The organism is Lysobacter sp. TAB13 (assembly GCF_052113885.1).
Classification (GTDB): domain Bacteria; phylum Pseudomonadota; class Gammaproteobacteria; order Xanthomonadales; family Xanthomonadaceae; genus Lysobacter; species Lysobacter gummosus.
The window spans coordinates 1-416 of the sequence record NZ_JBFRDR010000264.1 but is presented as its reverse complement, the minus strand read 5'-3'; the positions used below and the strand labels follow the sequence as shown (position 1 = coordinate 416).

The 416-nt window shown below is 58.7% G+C and carries 1 protein-coding gene; it reads left to right on the top strand.

The annotated features are described in order from the left end of the window. Positions 1–275: hypothetical protein (locus tag AB4Y92_RS26105; RefSeq protein WP_441822264.1), on the top strand; the 275-nt coding region annotated here is incomplete at its 5' end. Positions 276–416: the final 141 nt, after the last annotated feature.

Here is a 416-nt window from a genome sequence, read left to right as displayed (position 1 = left end):
CCGTCCTCGTGGTCGCGCCGCGCGAGGCAGATTTCCCGACGGCCGCCAACCTGCGTGCCTTCCGCCTCGCGGGAACTGGCATCCTGCTGCATCGCGGCACCTGGCATTCGATCGACGCCTACCCCGAGTCAGGCGCGCATGCCGATTTCCTTTTCCTCTCGGAGGAAGCGACTGTAAGTGAGCTCTTCGACACCCCGGACGGCCCTCCTAGAAGGACCGAAGTCGTCGACCTCGGCAAGCGGGACATCCACGTCGTGATCGACGTTAGTCGTTGATATCGCGAACTGATCGCCAGTTCTTTCGCGATCAGTCACATCTCGTTACCTCGAAAGCCCGGAACCTAATCTGCAATACATCGTTCTCCTCCCAGTTTCCCGAGTTCGAAGGAGAATGAAGATGATCAAGAAGCTCCTTAT